This window comes from Labedaea rhizosphaerae (assembly GCF_004362825.1).
Taxonomy (GTDB): domain Bacteria; phylum Actinomycetota; class Actinomycetes; order Mycobacteriales; family Pseudonocardiaceae; genus Labedaea; species Labedaea rhizosphaerae.
Genome location: NZ_SNXZ01000006.1, coordinates 384334 through 399803 on the forward strand (window position 1 = coordinate 384334; position 15470 = coordinate 399803).

General features: G+C 69.3%; 17 protein-coding genes. 13 read left to right on the plus strand and 4 right to left on the minus strand.

Translation table 11 applies throughout. The features are described from left to right. Window positions 1-5 precede the first annotated feature (5 nt). Together EV186_RS30810 and EV186_RS30815 are read left to right on the plus strand one after the other, a co-directional pair. Window positions 6-392 (plus strand): cold-shock protein, encoded by a 387-nt coding sequence (locus EV186_RS30810; RefSeq protein ID WP_133852971.1) that lies wholly within the window; start codon window positions 6-8, stop codon window positions 390-392. Between the two features lie 25 nt (window positions 393-417). Beyond that, entirely contained in the window at window positions 418-1053 is a 636-nt protein-coding gene (locus EV186_RS30815; RefSeq protein WP_133852972.1) for a TMEM175 family protein, read from the plus strand. Between the two features lie 187 nt (window positions 1054-1240). On the opposite strand, the gene EV186_RS30820 is transcribed toward EV186_RS30815, so the two are convergent. Continuing rightward, window positions 1241-2443, minus strand: a complete 1203-nt coding sequence (locus EV186_RS30820) for a L,D-transpeptidase (protein ID WP_424983700.1) — start codon at window positions 2441-2443, stop codon at window positions 1241-1243. Window positions 2444-2699: 256 nt separating this feature from the next. Between EV186_RS30820 and EV186_RS30825 the strand changes: the two genes are divergently transcribed. From EV186_RS30825 to EV186_RS30845, 5 genes are all read left to right on the plus strand, one after another. After that, window positions 2700-4766: a DUF6461 domain-containing protein gene (locus EV186_RS30825; RefSeq protein WP_133852974.1), complete on the plus strand. Its 2067-nt coding sequence runs from the start codon at window positions 2700-2702 to the stop codon at window positions 4764-4766. A 109-nt stretch (window positions 4767-4875) separates the two neighbouring features. Continuing rightward, on the plus strand, window positions 4876-5223 hold the full coding sequence (locus tag EV186_RS30830; protein ID WP_133852975.1) for a hypothetical protein: 348 nt from the start codon (window positions 4876-4878) through the stop codon (window positions 5221-5223). Window positions 5224-5301: 78 nt separating this feature from the next. Further along, a complete protein-coding gene (locus EV186_RS30835) occupies window positions 5302-6594 on the plus strand; it encodes a PepSY-associated TM helix domain-containing protein (protein WP_133852976.1) in 1293 nt (430 codons plus the stop codon). Then, window positions 6591-6956, plus strand: coding sequence for a hypothetical protein (locus EV186_RS30840; RefSeq protein ID WP_133852977.1), 366 nt, complete (start codon window positions 6591-6593; stop codon window positions 6954-6956). Before EV186_RS30835 ends, EV186_RS30840 begins: the two co-directional genes overlap by 4 nt. Before the next feature lie 121 nt (window positions 6957-7077). Further along, window positions 7078-7365, plus strand: a complete 288-nt coding sequence (locus EV186_RS30845; RefSeq protein WP_341815733.1) for a hypothetical protein — start codon at window positions 7078-7080, stop codon at window positions 7363-7365. Here EV186_RS30845 and EV186_RS30850 read toward each other — a convergent pair. Then, window positions 7348-7773, minus strand: a complete 426-nt coding sequence (locus EV186_RS30850; protein ID WP_133852979.1) for a DUF742 domain-containing protein — start codon at window positions 7771-7773, stop codon at window positions 7348-7350. The two genes, EV186_RS30845 and EV186_RS30850, sit on opposite strands and share 18 nt — an antisense overlap. A gap of 125 nt (window positions 7774-7898) precedes the next feature. Further along, a complete protein-coding gene (locus tag EV186_RS30855) occupies window positions 7899-9053 on the minus strand; it encodes an epoxide hydrolase family protein (protein WP_133852980.1) in 1155 nt (384 codons plus the stop codon). Between the two features lie 63 nt (window positions 9054-9116). Between EV186_RS30855 and EV186_RS30860 the strand changes: the two genes are divergently transcribed. After that, entirely contained in the window at window positions 9117-10085 is a 969-nt protein-coding gene (locus EV186_RS30860; RefSeq protein ID WP_133852981.1) for a helix-turn-helix transcriptional regulator, read from the plus strand. Between the two features lie 43 nt (window positions 10086-10128). Further along, window positions 10129-10581, plus strand: a complete 453-nt coding sequence (locus tag EV186_RS30865; RefSeq protein ID WP_133852982.1) for a carboxymuconolactone decarboxylase family protein — start codon at window positions 10129-10131, stop codon at window positions 10579-10581. A gap of 72 nt (window positions 10582-10653) precedes the next feature. On the opposite strand, the gene EV186_RS30870 is transcribed toward EV186_RS30865, so the two are convergent. Then, on the minus strand, window positions 10654-11028 hold the full coding sequence (locus EV186_RS30870) for a DUF3224 domain-containing protein (RefSeq protein ID WP_133852983.1): 375 nt from the start codon (window positions 11026-11028) through the stop codon (window positions 10654-10656). Between the two features lie 63 nt (window positions 11029-11091). On the opposite strand from EV186_RS30870, the gene EV186_RS30875 reads away from it, so the two are divergent. From EV186_RS30875 to EV186_RS30890, 4 genes are all read left to right on the plus strand, one after another. Beyond that, window positions 11092-11886, plus strand: coding sequence for an AraC family transcriptional regulator (locus EV186_RS30875; protein ID WP_133852984.1), 795 nt, complete (start codon window positions 11092-11094; stop codon window positions 11884-11886). 26 nt (window positions 11887-11912) lie between these two features. After that, entirely contained in the window at window positions 11913-12938 is a 1026-nt protein-coding gene (locus tag EV186_RS30880; RefSeq protein WP_341815776.1) for a LacI family DNA-binding transcriptional regulator, read from the plus strand. A gap of 203 nt (window positions 12939-13141) precedes the next feature. Beyond that, a complete protein-coding gene (locus EV186_RS30885) occupies window positions 13142-14524 on the plus strand; it encodes an ABC transporter substrate-binding protein (protein WP_133852986.1) in 1383 nt (460 codons plus the stop codon). Beyond that, a complete protein-coding gene (locus tag EV186_RS30890) occupies window positions 14521-15468 on the plus strand; it encodes a carbohydrate ABC transporter permease (protein ID WP_133852987.1) in 948 nt (315 codons plus the stop codon). The genes EV186_RS30885 and EV186_RS30890 overlap by 4 nt, the downstream gene beginning before the upstream one ends. Window positions 15469-15470 lie beyond the last annotated feature (2 nt).

The window sequence follows — 15470 nt, forward strand, 5'->3', positions numbered from 1 at the left end:
TCCTGGTGGCGACCGGCAAGGTGCTGCGGTTCGACGACACGCGGGGGTACGGGTTCATCGCCCCGGACGACGGCGGCGATGACGTGTTCATGCACGCCAACGACCTGTTGGACGAGAAGTACCTGTTCCGCGCGGGTGTCCGGGTCGAGTTCGACATCTCCGACGGGGACCGCGGGCTGAAGGCGTCGGAGGTCCGGGTGGTCGACCGCGATACGGTGACCCGAGACGTCCGTGACGACACGCTGTGTGACGTCCTGTCCTCGTCCGGGTACCAGCGCGAGGTGACCGAGGCGTTGATCGAATCGGTGCCGACGGCGACCGCGGCGCAGATCCAGCAGATCCGCCAGAGCATGCTGCGGCTGGCCGCGAAGCACAACTGGATCGAAAGCTGAGCCCTGCCCGGCTAGCTTGTGCCGCATGGCACGTGGATGGTGGTCAGGCGGCGCGCAACGCGGCGACGCGGCGCGGTTGGAGGCGTTCAGCGATGGTGTGCTCGCCATCGCGATCACGCTGTTGATCCTCGAGGTCCGGGTCGAACCCGAAGAAGGCGAGAGCCTGGCGCACGCGCTCGGGCACGCGATGCCGCAGATCGTCGCGTACGCGGCCAGTTTCCTGCAGATCGGGATCATGTGGGCCAACCACCACGCGTTGTTCCGCACGGTGCGCCAGGTCGACCAGATCCTGTTGCTGGCCAACCTGCTGCTGCTCGGGTTCGTGTCGTTCCTGCCGCTGCCCACGCGACTGGTCGCCGAGCACACCGCCGGCGCGGACGGCCGCACGGCGATGCTGCTCTACGGCGGGACGCTGACCGCCTGCGCGGTCATGTTCAACGCGATCTGGTGGCGGTTGGAGCGGGCCGGGTTGCTCCTGGAGTCGATCGACGCGGCGTTCCGGCGCGATGTCGGGATCCGTTACGTGATCGGGGTCTTCGGCTATTTGGTGGCGACGCTGCTTTGTTTGATTGCGCCTTGGTTGACCCTGCTGGCAACGGCTTTGCTCGCGTTGGTGTTCGTCCTCGGCCCATCGCCCCGACCCGCCACCGCCGCCCTTTAGAGCGTGTCCCACGTTCCCGCCGGGCGTGTCCCACACTCAGGGCGGGTGTGTCCTCCGTTCCGGCAGGGTGTGTCCCACGTTCGGAGCGGGTGTGTTCCACGTTCCGGGAGGCGCGTCGGATCGGTGGCGGCAAAGCAGAACGGCCCGGCGATGCACTCGCCGGGCCGTTCTTCGTTGTCGTGAACGCCTACTTGATCGCGCTGCCCTGCTGCCACGCCGACCAGGACAGCTCCCAGTCGCCGTAGAGGTCCCACAGCGGCAGCTTGGGGCCGCCGGAGTTGGTCACCTCGACGACGTCGCCGATGCCGAGGTGCTGGTAGGCCCACTGCGCGTTCTCGCCGTTGAGGTTGATGCAACCGTGCGAGACGTTGGTGTTGCCCTGCGCGCTGACCGAGTTCGGGTTCTCGTGCACGAACTCGCCGTCGTTGGAGATGCGCTGGGACCACTTCTCGTGCGAGCGGTAGTAGTTCGGGTCGCCCTTGCAGACGCCGTACGTGCACGAGTCCATGACGTAGTCCTCGTGCTTGTCGGAGATCACGTGCGGACCGACGTGGGTGGGCGTGGAGCCCTTGCCCAGCGAGATGTCCATGGTCTTCACGAGGTCGCCGTTTTTGTAGATCTTCATCTTGTGCGTGTTGCCGTCGGCTTTCGCGACCCACGCGTCGTGGACCTTGTAGGTCTCCTCGCGGTCCTCGGAGCCGAACACGCCGTTGCCGAAGTCCACGCCGTAGACCTTCGCGGTGACCTTGATGGTCGTGTTGGCCTGCCAGTATTCCTTCGGCCGGTAGTGCACGTTCTTGTCGTCGATCCAGTACCAGCCGCCCTCCTGCTCGGGGCTGGACTCGACCTTGAGCTGCTTCTCGACCGCGGCCTTGTTCTGCACCGGGTAGCTGAACTGGAACACGATCGGCTGGCCGACGCCGATGCCGGTGGACTTCACCGACGAGGGCGCGGGGATCATGTTCGGGTTCGCCAGCTTGTCCGGCTGCAGCGTGGTGAGCTCGGCCGTCTTCTCGACCGCGTCACCACCGCCCATCGGCTGCGCGTGCGCGGTCACCGTGTAGGTGGCGCCGTAGCCGAGGGGTTCGCTGGAGGTCCAGCTGAGTCCGTCCGCCGCGGTTTCACCCTTGACGACGGTGCCCTTGACCTTGTTCTTGACGGTGACATCCACCAGCTTGCCGTTCGAGGCCTTGACCACGATCGGCGTCGCCGGGTTGACGTTCTTGCCACCTGCCGGGGCGATGGTCAGGTTGATCGGCTGCGCCGGAGCGCCGCCGTTGCCCTGTTGGTTGTTCTGGGCCGCACCCGGAATGCCCTGGGTGGGGCTCCCGCCGTCGTCGGACGAGCACGCGGAGAGCACCAGGGCGCCGGCGAGCAGTCCGGCAACCACCGCGGGAACGTGACGTAATGCCTTTTTGGGAAACATGTCATCCAGAGGAGATTGTCGGTTTGCCGGACGAGACGGTCCCAATCTACGCGACCGCCCCGGCACTCCGAGTGAGGGACCGGGCGAGGCTCCGACGGAGCCACCAGTAACGACGCTGAGGCGGGCGGAAAGGTTGCCCCGGGTTCCGTGCGGCTCGATGTGGTCACGAACGATACGGCACGGCCCGTCGCTGTCGGTGCTCGGTGGCATGCTCGCCGTCATGACGGAAGGGACCCGGCCCGAGCCGGCGATGGCCCAGCTCACGGCGGCTGTCGTCGCGGCGTTGCCGTCGTTGCGGGCCCGCGTCCCGGCGGCGCCCGCGGCCGAATTGGGACGCCTGGGTGTGACGCACGCCCACCCGCCTGACTCGGTTGCCGAGGCGGCGCGCGAGCTGGACCCGTTGCTGGTCGAGCGCCTGGTGGGGGCGTTGGAGCTCGCCGTCGGGGGGCTCGACCTGGTGGTGCCCGCGGAACTCGTGGCCGCCCCCGAGCCGCACACGGGGGCGGTGGCGATCGCCGCCATGCCCAGCTGGGGCGCGGTGGTCAACGGTGTGTCCATTGTGGATCGATTACGGCCCGGGCTGACGGCCGCGATCGTCGCGGTGACCGCGGCCCTGGCCGACCGGGCCGAGGTGGCGTCGTTGCTGGTGATCGACGCCGGTGACGAGCCGACCGTCGCGGCCCGGCACGGGGCCAGCCACCTCGCCCTGGCCGTGCTGGTGGCGGCCGGCGCGCTGCGGCCGGTGCGGTTGCCGATGATCGGGGTGCCCGAGGTCATCGGGGTCGGGGCCGGTGTCGCTGCCTTGCTGTTGCGGTCGCGGCCGATGCCCGCCGGGTACGCGGACGCCGTGCTCGAGCACCAACGATCCACCTATTTGTTGCCGTTCGGCGGACTGATGGACGCGGTCGTGCGCGAGCACCGGTTCGCGTTGACCGAGGGCGAGGTGGCGTCGCCGCCGGATTTCTCGGGAAACGGGCTGGTGGCGGTCGTCGGTGACGGGATCGTCGTGCGCACCGGCACCGCGGACGGGCACGTGCCGGTGGTGTTCTCGGTGGTGGAGCAGCCGCCCGCGCCGGACCCGCGGGCCGGGTGGGAGGAGGTCGTCGAGGTCAGCTGGGTGGCCCCGCGCGGTGGGGCGACGGTGCGGGCCGCGCGTGCGCGGTATGCGCGGCCGGTGCGGCTGACCGCGCCGCCGTGGCCGGGGGAGTATCGGGCGCGGGTCCACGCGCGTGGGCGCGACGGGGAGGACGACGAACGTTATGAGGTGATCGTCTGGCGCGCGCCGGCCGGACCGGAGGTCGTGCACTCGCGGCGGGACCGGCTGGGGCACCGCTTGCGTGGCGAGCCCGAGCCGTTGCGGGCGGTGCCGGCGCACGCGGTGTACCGGTGGTTCGAGCACCACTGGCTGGCGGAGGCGTCGACGATCACGGTGGTGCGCGGTGCGTCCGTCGCCGAAGTCTTGCGCGGGTTCGGCGCGGACCCGGACCAGCCCCGGTCGATGACGTCGTTGGGCGCGGACTTCGGGATCGACCCGTGGGTGGCGGTGCTCGACCTGGGGGAGGTCGTGCTCGCGGTGGAGCCCAACGGCTGGCAGGGCGCGCGGCGGCCGGTGCTGCGCGCGGTGTCCGCGACGGGGGTCACGGCGAGCATGTACCGCAACGTCAACGCGGTCAGCCGGTTGTCCTTCGCCCGCCGCGGTGACGTGCTGGCGTCGTTCGAGCCCGGCCTCGACGAGCCGGTCGGCGAGGTGGCGGAGGTGCTGGCGGGGCTCGACTTCGCCGACTACGAGCACCGGTGGGCCAAGGCGTTGACGGTGATCGAGCGGTTCACCGGGTACGGCCTCGACGACGCGGATCTCGCGCGCCTGCTGGACGCGGATGTCGGCTACCCGATCCTGCCGCTGTTGGCCGAGCTGCCCGCGGTGTCCCGGTCCGACCTGCGCGGCTGGCATTCGCTGGGCGACTTGGTCGACACCGTCGCAGCCCTGCCGGACGACCGGCTGCGCGCGTTGGCGTGGCGGGTGGCCCGGCGGGTGGTGCAGCGACTCGGGGTGGCCGAAGACCCGGACGTGGCAAGGGTTCTGACGTCGCGGCAGCTGGACGAGCCGGCGGCCCGGCGGGCGCGGAGTTCGGAGCTGGGCGGGAGTGCCGAGCCGCGCTGGATGTGGATGACCCTGCACGCCGCCACCAACCCGAACGAGCTGGGCGCGGCCCTCGGGGCGTTGCAGGCCGCCGGGTACGCGGTGCCCGGCTTCCTCGACGAGGTCCGGCGGGAGCTGCACGCCTGACCACGTCGGCGACCTTCCCGGCCCAGGTGATCGCCTACCCTGACCTGGACGTCGAGGCGCACGGACGGGCTTTGGCGGGGTTCTTCGAGCGTGCCACTGGGGGTACGGGATGACCGACAAGACTGATGTCTGGCAGGAGTGGCTCGCCAACCAGGACCGCTGGAACGGCGACTACTGGTACCGCGGGGTCTACGCCGCCTGGCACTGCACGGTGGACGCGACGCCGAACGGCCGGACCGGTGAGGCGCACCTGTGGGCGCGCGAGGGTGGCGGATTCTTCTTGTCCACCAACCCTCACCACGACGCCTTGGCGTTCGAGGACGCCGACGAGGTGCGTGCGTTCGCCGCGTGGCTGGAGCAGCGTTGCTGCCGGGACAAGTACCCGGACATGGAAGCGTGGGAGCGCCAGCAGCACGAGTGGTTCAAGGAGGACCTCGACAACTGGACGTCCGGGTGATGTGACCCAGCCACCTCTTTACCGTCCAACTTAAGTAAGGCTAACCTCACTCTAGTGAATCGAGTTGGGGGTGGGGCGATGACGGCCGAGGCACCGGTCGACGAGGAACTGACCAGGACCGAGGTCGCGCAGCGCGCGCCCGCGCGAGGCGGCCGGTTACGCCGCTGGTGGCGCCGCCGCCCGGTCCGCCGCGCCCTCGTGCTCACCCACCGCTGGACGTCGCTCGTGCTGGGGCTGTTCCTGGTCGTCGAGACCACGTCGGGCGCGGTGCTGCTGTACCACGCCGAGCTCTTCCGGATGACCAATCCGGGCTTCTACCAGCACACCGACAGCCCGAGCCCGGTCAGCCTGCAGCAGGCCCACGACATCGTCGCGGCCGCGCACCCCGAGTTCCCGGCCGCCTGGGTCAGCAACGACGGCGGCATCATCGCCGTCGGCGACCCGACCTACGCCACCGCGTACGCCGTGGATCCGGGCACCGGCCACATCAACGGCGTGACCGACCTCAACGGCGGTGTGCTGGGCTGGCTGGCCAACCTGCACGACTGCGCGTTCACCTGCAGCGGCTACGCGGGCTACGCCTCGTGGCTGGCCGCGACGCCACCCTCGCCCGGCTTCGACTGGCCCGAGGGCACGACGTGGGGCGCACTCGCCCTCGACGTGCTCGGCCTGCTCATGATCCTGCTGGTCGTCACCGGGATCATCACGTGGTGGCCGGGGCGCAAGAAGCTCGCGCACGGCTTCCGGGTTCGCACCGGCAAAGGCCGCTTCGCCCGCGACTACGACCTGCACAACATCATCGGCATCGTCTCGTTGCCGTTCATCCTGATGTGGGGCGTCACCGGCGCCGCGTTCTACCTGCCGCAGGTGGAAAAGGCGTGGCTCGCGATCACCGGCGGCAGCGCGCCCGACGAGGCCAAGTACTCCTTCGCGGCCGATCCGGCGCCGGCCGGCGCCCCGGTCCTGGGCATCGACCAGGCCGCCGCGGTCGCCGTGGCGCACGCGCCCGGGGAGATCCGCTACCTGACGACCCGGCAGGAGGGGGCGGACTACTACTCGTTCTCGATCGCCGGGACCGGCTACCAGCCTTACGGCGCAAGGGCTTTCTTCGGCGGCGACCAGTTCGTCTACGTCGACGGCCACGACCCGGACCACGTGTCCGTTGTGGACGCGAAGCCGCAGCCCGCCGCGAACACGTTCTACGAGAAGGTGTTCGAACCCGCGCACTTCGGCTGGCTGGTCAACGGCTGGTGGCGGATCATCTGGTTCGTGCTCGGCCTCGCGCCGCTGGCCCTGATGGTCACGGCGCTGTCCACCTGGCTCTTCCGGCTCGGCACCAAGCGCAGGCGCAGGAAGGCGAAGGCCGCGTGATCGAGGTGCTGGCGTTCGCGACCACGGTGGTGTGCGCGATCGGCGGGCTGGTCGTGCTCGGCGCCGGGATCCTGCGCCGCTACCGGTGGCGGGCGGTGCTGCCGCTGCTGGTGACGATCGAGATCGCCCTTGTGGCACAAGCGATCTTCGACGTCGTCGGTCAGGTCCGCGGGCACGAGCTCGCCGAGACCGCAACGCACGCCGCGTACCTGGGGGCCTCGCTGGTCGTGCTGCCCGCCGTGGGCACGCAGTCGGCCCGCGACGACGGGCGCTGGTCGGCCGTGCTGGTCGCGGTCGCGCTGGTGGCGCTCGCGGTGATCGTGGTGCGCATGCAGACCACGTGGCGGGTCACCGGTGGCTGATCGAGTCGCAAAAGGACAGGTGGGGCCGGGCAGGGTTCTCGTGGCCTGCTATGCCTTGTTCGTAGTGGCCGCCGGGGCTCGCAGCGCGGTGCAACTGAGCACACATGCGTCTCGTGCTCCAGTGGCCTACGGCCTTTCGGCGCTGGCCGCGGTGGTCTACGCCTGCGGTCTGGTGCTGCTCGTGCGGGCCGACCGGCATCCGGAGCACTCCCGCGGGCCGGCTCTGGTGTGCTGTGCGGTGGAACTGGTCGGAGTCATCGGGGTTGGACTGTCCACTGTGGTCACGACGTTCCCGGACGCCACGGTCTGGTCCGGCTTCGGCCGTGGCTACGGGTTCGTGCCGCTCGTCCTGCCGGTGCTCGCCGGGTGGTGGCTGCTGGCCGGGCGCCGGTCAGACGAGCCTGCGTAATCCCTTGTGGACCCGCGCCAGCAGGTCCATCGACGGCTGGCTGCCGGCCGTGTCCGCCGTCTCGTGCCGCACGCACATGCCCGCGTTGATCGCGTCGGAGACCAGGATCCGGGCCACGCCGAGCGCGATGGACAGGTGTGCGGAGATCTCCGCGATCGAGAGCGGTGCGCCCCGGCACAGCTCCCGGATCACCTCGAGGTCCGGGGTGCGGCGCGCGTTGGGGATCAGCGGTGCCTGTTCGGGCCACAGCCCGGACACCAGCGTCTCGAGCCGCAGGTCGTGGCTCGGCCGGGACCGCCCGCCGGTCCGCACGTACGGGCGGATCACCGCGCGATGGTCGCTCTGGAAGTCGTCGATCCAGAAGCGATCTTGGTCATCGGCGGGAATTCTGTCGTTGTCTGAGCTCATGCGGGCTCCGGCGGTCCGGCTTGACGGCCCTTCGTGACTGTACGACGGCACGCAAGGGGTACCCAGGAGCGACGCGGTTCACTGCCTTGCTTCACGTGGAACACGCCGCTCCCGGGTCCGTGCATTCAGCCCCTGGCTGTGTTAAGGGCCTTGAAGAACTGACGCAGGTCGGCCACCAGCAGTTCCGGCGCATCTTGGGTTGCCCAGTGGCCGCCCTTGTCGAACTCGTTCCAGGAGACGATGTTCGCGTGGTCGCGCTCGGCGAAGCGGCGCAGCGGGGTGAAGTCGTAGGCGAAGCTGGCCAGCCCGGTGGGCGTGGTCGTCGGCGTCGTCGGGTGCTCGACGTGGTTGTCCTCGTAGTAGAACCGGGCGGCCGACGCCGCGGTGTTGGTCAGCCAGTAGATGGTCGCGTTGGTCAGCAGGTGCTCCGCGGGCGTGCCCGCGAGCAGCTGGGCCGACCACGCGAGCTGGCCGGTGGGTGAGTCGGCGAGCGCGTGCGCCAGGTTCTGCGGCGCGGTTTCCTGGAGCTTGGCGTAGCCGGTCATGTTGTCGTTGAACGCCTGCAGGAACCGCAGGTACTCGAGCTCCTGCTCGGTCATGCCCGCGAACTCCGCCGGGTCGCCGGACGGGAACGAGAACAGCTGGGTCACGTGCACGCCGATCACGTGCTCGGGGTCGATCCGGCCGACCTCCGGGGAGACGAACGCGCCGGCGTCGTTGCCGTGGGCGCCGTAGCGCTCGTAGCCGAGCCTGCGCATCAGCTCGGCCCACGCGCGCGCCGTGCGGTGGCGGTTCCAGCCGCGCTCGTGGGTCGGGCCGGAGAAGCCGAAGCCCGGCAGCGACGGGATGACCAGGTGGAACGCGGGGTCGTCCGCACCCGGGTTGGTCAGGGGTTCGATCAGGTCCAGGTATTCGACGACGCTGTTCGGCCAGCCGTGGGTGAGGATCAGCGGCGTCGCGTCCGGCCGCGGCGAGCGCACGTGCAGGAAGTGGATGTTCTGCCCGTCGATCTCGGTGGTGAACTGCGGGTACGCGTTCAGCTTCGCCTCCCACGCGCGCCAGTCGTACTCGGTGCGCCACAGCTCGACGAGCCGCCGCACGAAGTCGACCGGCACGCCGTACTGCCAGCCCGGCTGGACCGGTCCCTCGGCCGGGAGCGCGGCCAGCTCCGAGGCGGGCAACTCGTCGGCCCAGCGGACCCGGGCCAGCCGGTCGGCCAGGTCGTCGAGGTCGGCCTGCGGGACGTCGATGCGGAAGGGATTGATCTCGGAGTTCGTCATGACCAGTACGTTAGGAACCAATTAGGCACGTTCGGTTCCTAATGCAAGCGCATACTTCGAGCCATGTTGGAAACCTCGGCGCGGCTGCTCCGCCTGCTCTCGCTGCTGCAGACCCCACGCGATTGGACCGGCACCGAACTGGCCGAGCGGCTCGGGGTCAGTGGCCGCACGGTGCGCAACGACATCGAGCGGCTGCGCGGCCTCGGCTACCCGGTGAACGCCACCCGCGGTTCCGTCGGCGGCTACCGGCTGGGCGCGGGCGCGTCGATGCCGCCGTTGTTGCTCGACGACGAGGAGGCCGTGGCCGTCGCGGTCGGCCTGCGCACCGCGGCGGGCGGCACCATCACCGGCGTCGAGGAGGCGTCCCTGCGCGCGCTCGCGAAACTCGAGCAGGTGCTGCCGTCCCGGCTGCGCCGACGCGTCAACACCATGCAGACCTACACGGTGCCGGTGCCCCGCGACGAGCCCGGCCCGCGGGTCGACGCGGGCGTGCTCACCACGATCGCTGCCGCCGCCCGCGACCACGAACGCCTGCGGTTCGCCTACCGCAACCACGACGGCACCGAGTCCCGCCGCGAGGTCGAGCCCTACCGGCTGGTGAACTGGGGCCGGCGCTGGTACCTCGTCGCGTTCGACCCGTCGCGCGCGGACTGGCGGACCTTCCGCGTCGACCGGATCGAGCCGAAGACCCCGAACGGCGCCAGGTTCACCCCACGCGAGCTGCCCGAGGACGTCACCGACCGCGTGCGCCGGGGCGTGTCGGCGGCCGCCTGGCGCTACCGAGCTGACGTCGTCGTGCACGCGCCCGCCTCGGAGGTCGCCGAACGGATCAACCCGGCGGTCGGCACGGTCGAGGCGCTCGACGCGACGACGTGCCTGCTGCACACCGGCGCGGACACCATCACCAGCCTGGCCGTCCACATCGGACTGCTCGACGCCGACGTCACCGTGACCGGGCCGCCGGAGCTCGTCGAGTGGATGCGCAAGCTGGGTGAGCGCTATCACAAGGCGGTGCAGTCACCTTTTTCGTAGCGCGCTCGTCATGGGTTCAACCGCGAAAAAGGAGGAGATTCCAGTGACCGCACGCATGAAGAACCCGCTGATGGTGCTGCCCGAGGCGATGAAGGCCACGATCGCACTGGCCATGACCGCCGAGAACGGCTCCGTTCCGAAGTCGACACTGAACCTGGTCGTGTTGCGCGCCAGCCAGATCAACGGCTGCGGTGTGTGCGTCGACATGCACGCCAAGGACATGCGCAAGGAAGGCGAGCCCGACGAGCGCATCTTCGGTGTCGCCGGCTGGCGCGACACCCCGTACTACAGCGACGCCGAGCGGGCCGCGCTCGAGCTGACCGAGTACGTCACCCGTATCGCCGACAAGTCCGACCCGGTGCCGGACGCGATCTGGGCCAAGGCGGAAGAACACTACGACGAGAAGGGGCTTTCGTCGTTGCTGGTGGCGATCGGCGCGATCAACGTCTTCAACCGCATCAACGCCACCACCCGCCAGCTGGCCGGGAAGTACTGAGGTTGCTCCACCGCCCGAAACCGTGAGCTGCCAACACGTCGCAACCACACCTGGAAAATTCGGGGAGGCGGCTCAGAGTTCGTAGTGCAGGGTCATGTTGTGGTCGGGGAGCAGGTCGGCGGTGCCGGTGATGCCTTCGAGCTCGTCGGTGCCGGTGCCCGGCAGGATCGTCAGCTCGGCGACCTGCTCGCCGGCGACGATCGTGGCCCGGTGGACGAGCACGAAGCTGCCCTTGGCGCCGGCCACCGTGCCCGCGAACCGCTCGATGCCGACGTAGGCCGCGGTGGAGCCGTCCGGTTTGCCGAACATGATCGCCTCGACCACGCTGGTGCCTTCCACCTCGCCGGTGAAGACCTTGGCGAGCCGGTTGCGCTGGATCGCGCCGCCTTCCCACTCCGGGTCGGACGTCTCGGTGGTCTCCACGGTGAATGAGCACGAAGCACGCATGGCGGCAGCGTACGGCCTGGTCAGCGCGCGCTCTTGAACAAACGCGTCGCCTACGATCGGGGCGTGGTCGAGCCGGTGGAGAAGGACACGCGCGGGATCGTGCGCCCGGCCGCCGGCCTGCGCAAGTTCCGCCTCGACCGGTTCGAGCCGTCGCCGGAGGTGGCGCGGTTCGTCGACCGGTACTGGCTCTCGAGCTGGCACCTGCCACCCGGCGAACGGCACGAGCAGCAGGTGCTGGTCCACCCCGTGATCAACGTCGTGTTCGACACCGACGCGCGGGAGGTGGTCGTCAGCGGTGTGCAGCGGCGGACGTACACGCGGGTCCTCGAAGGGCACGGCAGCGCGCTCGGCGTGATGTTCCGGCCCGGCGGGTTCCGGCCGTTCCTGGGCGAGCCGGTGTCCACGCTGACCGACAAGATGGTGCCGTTGCTGGACGTGCTGCCCGAGCTGGCCGAGGCCATGCCGGAGGGGGACGCCGACGAACGGACGGCCAAGCAGGTCGACGAACTGCTGCACGAACTCGTGCCCACCGAACCGCAGCCGTGCGAGACGACGACGGCGTGGGCCGAGCTGGCCATCACCGACCGGTCGTTGCACCGGGTGGATCAGCTGGCGGCGGCCGCGGGCGTGGGCGTGCGCGCGTTGCAGCGGGCGTTCCAGGACCACGTGGGCATCGGGCCGAAGTACGTGCTGCGCCGGTACCGGCTGTACGAGGCGGGTGAGCGCGCGGCACGCGACGAGGACGTCGACTGGGGCCGGCTCGCCGCCGACCTCGGGTACGCCGACCAGGCGCACCTGACACGCGAGTTCACCGCCGCGTTCGGCGTGCCGCCCGGCCGGTACCACCGGTTGAACTGACTGAAAGTCCTTGCAAGTGTTTGCGTATACTTGCGGCCATGGCACGACGAAGGCTGGCCGAAGTCGCGGAGAAGGTCGGTGTCAGCGAGGCGACCGTGAGCCGGGTGCTCAACGGCAAGGCCGGCGTCTCGGAGGACACGCGGCAGGCGGTGCTCACCGCGCTCGACGTGCTCGGCTACGAGCGGCCGACCCAGCTGCGCGGTGAGCGCAACCGGCTGGTCGGGCTGGTGCTGCCGGAGCTGCAGAATCCGATCTTCCCGGCGTTCGCCGACGTGGTCGGCAACGTGCTCGCGCAGCGCGGATTCACCCCGGTGCTCTGCACCAAGACCGCGGGCGGGGTCGCCGAGTCCGAGTATGTCGAACTACTGCTCGACCAGCACGTTTCCGGCGTCGTCTTCGCCGGTGGGTTGTACGCGCAGGCCGATGCGTCGCACGAGCACTACGAGCGGATGCGCCGGCGCAAGCTGCCCGCCGTGCTGGTGAACGCGGCCGTCGACGGGCTCGGGTTCCCCGGAGTCTCGTGCGATGACGCCGTGGCCGCCGAGCAGTGCTTCCGGCACCTGCACGCGCTGGGCCACCGGCGGATCGGGATGGTGCTGGGCACGTCGGACCACATGCCGTCGCGGCGCAAGCTCGCCGCGCTGCGGGCGGCCGCGGCGCAGGCCGGCGTTCCCGTGCCTGACCAGGCGATCGAGTACACGATGTTCACCGTCGAGGGTGGGCAGGCGGCCGCCGGGCGGTTGATCGAGCGCGGGTACACGGGCCTGGTCTGCGCGTCGGACCCGATCGCGATCGGGGCGATCCGCGCGGTCAAGCGCCGCGGGCTCTCGGTGCCCGGCGACGTGTCGATCATCGGGTTCGACGACTCGGCGTTCATGACCGCCATCGACCCGCCGCTGACCACGATCCGCCAGCCCATCGAGGCCATGGGCCGCGCGGCGGTGGAGATCCTCGCCGCGCAGATCGGCGGGGGAACGGTGCCGCTGGAAGAGCTGTTGTTCGAGCCCGAGCTGGTGGTCCGGGGTTCGACGGCGCCGCCGCCCGCGGCCTGAGGATCCGCTTCCGCAAGTCCTCGCAAGCACACCGCAAGCCCGGTCGGCAAGACGCCGACCGGGCTTCTTGTGTGCGTTGGTCCTTTCGTGCAGTCGAGCTGTCGAGTTCTTGCGAAGTTGAGTTCGGATATTGCAGTCTCATGTCCAACATCCCTATGGTGTCCGTCACAACGAAGCCCCTCCCCGACGCCGAAGAAGGACAGATGAACTCTTTTGCCCTGCGCAGGGGGCTCGGCCTGCTCGCCGCTGCCGGTTTAGGCCTCGGCGTGCTGGCCGGCTGCACCAGCGCCAACAGCGCCGGCGGCGGCACCGACGCCGCCACCGACGGACCCGTCACCATCTCGATCAACGGCCAGCCACCCAAGACCCAGCCGTTCGACCGCAAGATCTTCGACGAGGACGTCGCCGAGTTCCAGAAGACCCACCCGAACATCCACCTCGAGCCGCACGAGGGGTTCATGGACCCCAAGACGTTCTCGGCCAAGCTCGCCGGTGGTCAGCTCGAAGACGTCTTCTACGTCTACTTCACCGACCCGTCGACGCTGATCGCGCGCCACCAGGCCGCGGACATCACCGACTACGTCAAGGATGTCCCGCACTACAACGACATCCAGCAGCCGTTGCGGGATGTCTTCAGCGACGGCAAGGGCCACTACTACGGCCTGCCGACCGCGAACTACACGATGGGCCTGCTGTACAACCGCAAGCTTTTCACCCAGGCCGGGCTCGACCCCGACAAGCCGCCGACGACCTGGCCCGAGGTGCAGGCCGACGCCAAGAAGATCGCCGCACTGGGCAACGGCATCGTGGGCTACGCCGACTACAGCAAGAGCAACCAGGGCGGCTGGCACTTCACCGCCGAGATGTACTCGCAAGGCGGGCAGATCGCCACGAAGAACGGCGACAAGTGGGAGTCCGCGGTCAACACCCCGCAGGGGCGCGCGGTGCTGGACAACCTGCACCAGATGCGCTGGACCGACAACTCCATGGGTCAGAAGCAGTTGCTCGAACTCGCAGACGTGCAGCAGAAGATGGGTGCGGGCCAGCTCGGCATGTACCTCGCGGCGCCGGACAACGTGCCGACCGTGGTGAACCAGTTCCACGGCAGCTACGCCGACTACGGCCTGGCGCCGATGCCAGGCGGGCAGGGCACGCTGATCGGCGGCGAGGGCTACATGATCAACCCGAAGGCCTCGCCCGCGAAGATCAAGGCCGGTTTGCAGTGGCTGCAGTGGAAGTTCCTCAACCCGGACCGGTTCGAGACCAACCTGAAGCGCTACAAGGCGCAGGGCCAGCCGGTCGGCCTGCCGGTGCCGCCGGTCGCCGACATCTGGACCGGCGCGGTGCGGGACAAGGAAGAACAGCTCAAGCAGCAGTACGCGACCGTGCCGGTGAGCAACTACAAGTCCTACATGGACGGTGCGAGCAGGCTCAAGGGCAACATCGAACCACCGCAGGCGCAGGAGATCTACGCCGCGCTCGACAACGTCATGCAGGGCGTGCTGACCCGCCGGGACGCTGATCCCGGGGCGCTGCTGGCCGAGGCGGACAACAAGGTCAAGTCGATCCTCGCCCAGGTCAAATGACCGCCACGCTCATCGAGACCACGTCGCTGCGCAGGCCGGAAAAGCCTGCGCGGCGGCGGGGTCCCCGGTCGAGCGGGAGGCCGGGCCGGTTCGGCGACAACCTCACCGGCTACGGGTTCCTGTGCGCCGCGCTGATCTGCTTCGCCCTGTTCTCGTGGTACCCGATCATCCGCGGTGTCCTGCTGTCGTTTCAGCAGGTCGACTTCGTCAACCCGGCCACGTGGGTCGGGTGGGCCAACTTCCAGAAGCTCTTCGCCGACCCGCTGTTCGCCGTCGCGTGGCGCAACACGCTCTACTTCACCTTGCTGGCCTTGGTGTTCGGGTTCGCGATCCCGTTCGTCGTGGCCATGGTGATCAACGAGTTCCGCCACGCCAAGGGGTTCTTCCGGCTCGTCGTGTACTTGCCGGTGATGCTCCCTCCGGTGGTCACGGCGCTGCTGTGGAAGTGGTTCTACGACCCCGGTCCAGGGCTGTTCAACACGTTGCTGCACGCGGTCAACCTGCCGGGCCTGTCCTGGCTGGACTCGTCGAGCACCTCGATGCTGTCGCTGGTGCTGGTGTCCACGTGGGCCAACATGGGATCCGCGACTCTGATCTATCTGGCCGCTTTGGGTGGCATTCCCGGGGAACTGTACGAAGCATCCGAGCTGGACGGAGCCACTATTTGGCAGCGCGTGCGTTACATAACGATCCCGCATACGCGCTTCGTCTTGCTCGTCATGATGCTTTTGCAGATAGTCGCCACCATGCAGGTCTTCACCGAGCCGTACGTGATGACCGGGGGCGGACCGGAGGACTCGACGGTCACCGTGCTGCTCCTGCTGTACCGCTATGCCTTCGTCTACAACGACTTCGGCACCGCGAGCGCCATGAGCCTGCTGCTGTTCCTCGCGCTCGGCGCGTTCTCCGCGCTGTACCTGCGCCTGACCCGGACAAGGGGGTGATT

Coding starts and splice junctions, on each gene's coding strand:
- EV186_RS30855 (WP_133852980.1), bottom strand. CDS start 9,053: ATGACGAACTCCGAGATCAATCCCTTCCGCATCGACGTCCCGCAGGCC.
- EV186_RS30870 (WP_133852983.1), bottom strand. CDS start 11,028: ATGCGTGCTTCGTGCTCATTCACCGTGGAGACCACCGAGACGTCCGAC.
- EV186_RS30830 (WP_133852975.1), top strand. CDS start 4,876: ATGACCGACAAGACTGATGTCTGGCAGGAGTGGCTCGCCAACCAGGAC.
- EV186_RS30850 (WP_133852979.1), bottom strand. CDS start 7,773: ATGAGCTCAGACAACGACAGAATTCCCGCCGATGACCAAGATCGCTTC.
- EV186_RS30825 (WP_133852974.1), top strand. CDS start 2,700: ATGACGGAAGGGACCCGGCCCGAGCCGGCGATGGCCCAGCTCACGGCG.
- EV186_RS30835 (WP_133852976.1), top strand. CDS start 5,302: ATGACGGCCGAGGCACCGGTCGACGAGGAACTGACCAGGACCGAGGTC.
- EV186_RS30885 (WP_133852986.1), top strand. CDS start 13,142: ATGAACTCTTTTGCCCTGCGCAGGGGGCTCGGCCTGCTCGCCGCTGCC.
- EV186_RS30860 (WP_133852981.1), top strand. CDS start 9,117: ATGTTGGAAACCTCGGCGCGGCTGCTCCGCCTGCTCTCGCTGCTGCAG.
- EV186_RS30890 (WP_133852987.1), top strand. CDS start 14,521: ATGACCGCCACGCTCATCGAGACCACGTCGCTGCGCAGGCCGGAAAAG.
- EV186_RS30815 (WP_133852972.1), top strand. CDS start 418: ATGGCACGTGGATGGTGGTCAGGCGGCGCGCAACGCGGCGACGCGGCG.